Raw genomic sequence first — 5,032 nt, 5'->3', positions numbered from 1 at the left:
CAACGGGCAGTGGCAAGACCGTTTCTCTGTATACGGGGCTGAGCATCCTCAACACCCCTGAAGTGAACATATCAACCGCAGAAGACCCCGTTGAAATCAATCTATCGGGCGTGAATCAAGTTCAGGTTCAACCTAAAATTGGCTTTGGTTTTGCTCAGGCACTTCGATCTTTCTTACGACAAGACCCTGATATTGTGATGGTGGGTGAAATTCGTGATTTGGATACCGCACAAATAGCAATAAAAGCCGCCCAAACTGGCCACCTAGTGCTCTCCACATTACACACAAATTCCGCCTCTGAAACCATTGTTCGCCTCGGCAACATGGGCATTGAAGGTTTTAACCTGGCTTCTTCGTTAAGCCTAATTATCGCCCAACGCCTTGCTAGAAAGCTTTGTTCCCATTGTAAAATACCGCATTACCAACCCGCTGAGTTTGACGTATCTCGGTTTGAAGCATCTCAGTTTAAAGCATCGTCGTTGGACACATCGTTATTTGAAACACTCAACCTCTCCCCAAACGATACCCTCTTTAAAGCTAATCCTGATGGCTGTAACGAATGCAACGCTGGATATTCAGGAAGAACGGGAATTTACGAAGTGATGCCATTCAACCATGAATTGGCTGATGCGGTGATAAAAGGCGCATCCATGATTGAAATTGAATCACTAGCAAAATCACAAGGTATGCAAACGCTGCAACAATCTGGCATAGAAAAACTGAAACAGGGCATTACCAGCTATGCCGAATTGCAAAGAGTGCTCTACTTCTAAACTATTTGGTAAAAAAATTTAGGCTTTAAATAATTCCATTTAAGTCATTCTTTTCCGAGTAGTTCAATTCCAAGCATCCAGTTCCATACCGTTTAAGCTATGTACAGAAAGAGGCCATCGATGATAAAAATCAAACAAATGCAATTGAAAAACTATCGTTGGAAAGGCCTGAATACGTCCGGAAAGCGCGTGTCGGGGCACATGTTGGCTCTGTCGGAATTGGAAGTGCGAGATAAGCTCAAAGATCAGCACATTCAAATAAAAAAAATTAAGAAAGGCAGTATCTCTGCTTTTACACGAATATCCCACCGAGTCAAAGCCAGAGATATTACGGTCTTGACCCGTCAACTTGCAACCATGTTAGGGACTGGCGTTCCTATCATACAAGCGCTCAAACTGGTGGCCGACAACAATCGAAAAGCAGAAATGAAGTCGATATTGTCTCAAGTGAGCAAAGGTGTTGAGGCTGGCACTCCGATTTCGAAAGCACTTCGCACAGCCAGTACTCATTTTGATTCATTGTACGTAGATTTGGTCGCAACAGGTGAGCAATCAGGGAATTTATCCGAGGTTTTTGAAAGGCTCGCGACGTACCGAGAAAAAAGTGAGCAGCTCAGAGCCAAAGTCATTAAAGCGTTGATCTACCCGACTATGGTTGTACTGGTGGCTTTAAGTGTCTCTTACCTGATGCTCACGGTCGTTATTCCAGAGTTTGAGAGCATGTTCCAAGGATTTGGCGCTGATCTTCCTTGGTTTACCCAACAAGTACTATTGCTTTCCCACTGGGTCCAAGCGTATGGCTTAACCCTGGTTTTAATTTCTATTGTCTTAGTGCTACTGGTAAAAACCCTACGAAAAAAATCGTTTCGAGTGCGCTTGTCGACCAGCCGACTCGGGCTTAAAGTCCCTATTATTGGCGGCGTGTTTTCTAAAGCGGCTATTGCTAAATTCAGTCGCACACTGGCAACCAGTTTTAGTGCAGGCATTCCAATTTTAACCAGCTTGAAAACCACCGCTAAAACATCTGGAAATATCCACTACCAAACCGCTATCGAAGCCGTGTACAAAGACACCGCCGCTGGCATGCCGATGTACATTGCCATGCGAAACACCTGTGTTTTTCCTGAAATGGTTTTACAAATGGTGATGATCGGAGAAGAGTCCGGCTGCCTAGACGACATGCTCAACAAAGTGGCGACCATCTATGAATTTGAAGTCGACAACACGGTGGATAACCTAGGTAAAATTCTCGAGCCATTAATCATCGTATTCTTGGGGACAGTGATTGGCGGGCTTGTCGTTGCAATGTATTTACCAATTTTTAACTTAATGAGTGTATTAGGGTAGTATTAAGCTTTAGTATTATGAAGCCTGAGATACGATCAGCGTTCATCCACTTTACATAGATAGCATTGCATCACTGATCGTTAAATTTTATTGTCTGTACCGACAATCTTCATCGTTCCACGACTGAGTAAAACTATGCAAGTGCTTGAGCTATACCCTTGGTTATTTACCACTTTTTCTGTCGTTTTTGGCCTGATTATTGGTAGCTTTTTAAATGTAGTGATCCATCGGTTGCCAATCATCATGGAGCGCGAGTGGCGCCAGGAGTGTGCCGACTCCTTCCCTGAATACAAGATTACACCGCCAGAAGGGCATTATTCTCTTAGTATTCCTCGCTCAACCTGCCCAAAGTGCCAGACCCAATTACGCCTCATCGATAATATCCCAATTCTCAGCTGGCTCGCTCTCAAAGGGAAATGTCATAAGTGCAATAATGCGATTTCTGCTCGGTACCCGCTGGTCGAACTGTTGGCCGCCTTAATGAGTGGCGCTGTTGCAGCTGTTTTTGGCCCTAGCTACTTTACGATTGCACTTATCCTGTTCACTTTTGTTTTGATTGCTGCCACTTTTATCGACTTAGATACGATGCTGCTACCGGATCAACTGACACTTCCTTTGGTTTGGTCTGGTATTGCACTCGCACTATTTCAAATAAGTTCTGTGCCTTTGCAAGATGCCGTGATTGGGGCCATTGCTGGATATCTATGTTTATGGTTGGTTTATTGGGGTTTCAAACTACTTACAGGCAAGGAAGGCATGGGGTATGGCGACTTTAAGCTCCTCGCTGCCCTTGGTGCCTGGCTTGGTTGGCAATACTTACCCATGATTATTCTACTCTCTTCATTAGTCGGACTCGTGTTTGGCGTTATTCAGTTAAGACTTCAACAAAAGGGAATAGACAAAGCCTTTCCTTTTGGCCCTTATCTCGCCATTGCTGGGTGGGTGAGTTTAATGTGGGGTGAACAGATTATGGCGTGGTACTTTCGTTCATTTTTAGGCATATAGCTATTTTCAGAATGTTGTTTGTAAGCGCGTGGTTCTTTTTCAGTATGAGCTTTTTTGTCGGTATTTAACTGACTTATAGAAAAGTTCGGTCATAGAGAAATTCAGTTGTGGGGAAGGTAAAATGGCCTATGTAGTCGGGATAACAGGTGGCATCGCCAGTGGAAAGACCACGGTGGCGGATCTGTTTCATCAGCATTTCGATGTTGATATTGTAGATGCTGATATCATTGCGCGAGAAGTCGTTCGACCTGGTAGTGAGGGCCTACATGCCATTATCGCTCATTTTGGACCCGACATCGTAGATAGCAACGGCGAGCTAAACCGTTCTCAACTGCGCGCCAAAATCTTCTCTCAACCCAATGAAAAACAGTGGCTCGATGATCAACTTCACCCGTTGATTCGCAAAAAAATGGAGAAAGCCGTCAATGCAGCCAACTCTCCTTATGTGCTGTTGGTGGTGCCATTACTGGTAGAGAATAGCCTTCAATATATGACGGATCGAATCCTTGTTATTGACGCTGAAGAACACACTCAAATTGAACGCACGATGAAGCGCGATGGTGTTTCTAGAGAACAAGCCCAATCGATCCTATCCGCACAATCAAGTCGAGAGAAACGACTGAGCTTTGCCGACGATGTGATTAAAAATGATGCAGAAAACAAAAAAATTATGCTTCAAATCACAGAATTACATCAAAAGTATCTAGCTATTAGCACTCAAAATCGTGAGAATAACAAAGAGACACACGAAGGCGATAGTAATGACCACCCATAGATTTGAACATCCTCTCAATGAGAAAACGCGTATTTATTTGAGAGTAGAAGCCCTGCTCAACCAACTCAAAGTGTCCTCTCAGTTTTCAGACGATCTTCAGCATTTACTTTTCTTTCGTTCTCTTTTCGACTTGTTGGAAATCTTCGAGCAAATTCAGTTAAAAAGTGAGCTAGCAAAAGACATAGAAAAGCAGCGACTGGCTTATAAAAGTTGGCTCAATGTTGAAGGCGTCGACCAAGCTATGCTGCGTGATGTGCTCAATGAAGTTGACGAGGTTCATGGCAGCTTAATGACCGCGGAACGGTTTGGTCAATCCTTAAAAGAAGACCGATTCATTAGTACCATTCGTCAACGTTTCAATCTGCCAGGAGGATCATGTTGCTTTGATTTGCCTGCATTGCACCATTGGCTCCATTTGCCTGCCACCCATAAAGAAAGTGATACTCATGCTTGGCTCAAGACGCTGGCTCCTCTCTCTGATGCCTTAACTCTCTGGCTCAAGTTGGCAAGAGAAACGGGCTATGCTAAATCTCAACTGGCGACGAATGGGTTCTTTCAAAGTGATGCTGAAGATGCCAACATTCTAAGGCTTGAAATCCCATTACAGTATGGGGTTTACCCAATGATATCGGGCCATAAAAATAGATTTGCGATTAAGTTTATCGATTTTAAATCAGGTCAGGCTTGCACTCAGGATATTCAATTCTCCCTTGCCGTCTGTAGCTAGCCATCGAGTTATCCAGTAATTAAGATCAGCGGAAGCTCGCGTTCTCTCAATCATTTTTGAGTCTAGAATCATCGACCTAAAATCAGGTTGCAATTACACGATCAACGCTCGACAATAACCAAGTATCAATAACCACATAACAATAATAGCAAACACTTTTATATGAGACTGACCCATGTCTAAAAAAATCACGGTAGTAAAATGTCCAAAATGCAGTACGGACGTTGAATGGGGAGATCAGAGCCCATTTCGTCCATTTTGCAGTAAACAGTGTCAGATGATTGATTTTGGCGAATGGGCCGATGAAGAAAATGCGATTGCAGGCGCGCCAGACATGTCAGACAGCGATGGATGGTCGGAAGATCCATATTAAAACGAACGGCTAACAGCTAACAGCTAACAGCT

Annotated in this window: 6 protein-coding genes; all 6 read left to right on the top strand. The window is 43.8% G+C overall.

What is annotated here, in order from left to right:
• Positions 1-773: GspE/PulE family protein (locus ACP45E_RS03870; protein WP_198927681.1), on the top strand; the 773-nt coding region annotated here is incomplete at its 5' end.
• Between the two features lie 120 nt (positions 774-893).
• Positions 894-2,120, top strand: coding sequence for a type II secretion system F family protein (locus ACP45E_RS03865; protein WP_017037175.1), 1,227 nt, complete (start codon positions 894-896; stop codon positions 2,118-2,120).
• Between the two features lie 135 nt (positions 2,121-2,255).
• Positions 2,256-3,125, top strand: a complete 870-nt coding sequence (locus ACP45E_RS03860) for a prepilin peptidase (RefSeq protein ID WP_017036653.1) — start codon at positions 2,256-2,258, stop codon at positions 3,123-3,125.
• A gap of 121 nt (positions 3,126-3,246) precedes the next feature.
• Positions 3,247-3,900 (top strand): dephospho-CoA kinase, encoded by a 654-nt coding sequence (coaE, locus tag ACP45E_RS03855; protein ID WP_017036652.1) that lies wholly within the window; start codon positions 3,247-3,249, stop codon positions 3,898-3,900.
• Entirely contained in the window at positions 3,887-4,627 is a 741-nt protein-coding gene (gene zapD, locus ACP45E_RS03850; RefSeq protein WP_017036651.1) for a cell division protein ZapD, read from the top strand. Before coaE ends, zapD begins: the two co-directional genes overlap by 14 nt.
• Positions 4,628-4,802: 175 nt before the next feature.
• Positions 4,803-5,000 carry a DNA gyrase inhibitor YacG gene (gene yacG / locus ACP45E_RS03845; RefSeq protein ID WP_017036650.1) on the top strand — a complete coding sequence of 66 codons (198 nt, stop codon included), beginning with the start codon at positions 4,803-4,805 and terminating at the stop codon, positions 4,998-5,000.
• Positions 5,001-5,032: the final 32 nt, after the last annotated feature.

This window comes from Vibrio genomosp. F10 str. 9ZD137 (assembly GCF_049974785.1).
In the GTDB taxonomy this organism is placed as follows: domain Bacteria; phylum Pseudomonadota; class Gammaproteobacteria; order Enterobacterales; family Vibrionaceae; genus Vibrio.
The sequence above is the reverse complement of the archived record's forward strand: the minus strand, read 5'-3'. Positions and strand labels throughout refer to the sequence as shown.

Bases quoted from the DNA above. Each gene is read 5' to 3' on its own strand.
- ACP45E_RS03865 (WP_017037175.1), top strand. From the start codon at position 894: ATGATAAAAATCAAACAAATGCAATTGAAAAACTATCGTTGGAAAGGC.
- ACP45E_RS03860 (WP_017036653.1), top strand. From the start codon at position 2,256: ATGCAAGTGCTTGAGCTATACCCTTGGTTATTTACCACTTTTTCTGTC.
- coaE (WP_017036652.1), top strand. From the start codon at position 3,247: ATGGCCTATGTAGTCGGGATAACAGGTGGCATCGCCAGTGGAAAGACC.
- zapD (WP_017036651.1), top strand. From the start codon at position 3,887: ATGACCACCCATAGATTTGAACATCCTCTCAATGAGAAAACGCGTATT.
- yacG (WP_017036650.1), top strand. From the start codon at position 4,803: ATGTCTAAAAAAATCACGGTAGTAAAATGTCCAAAATGCAGTACGGAC.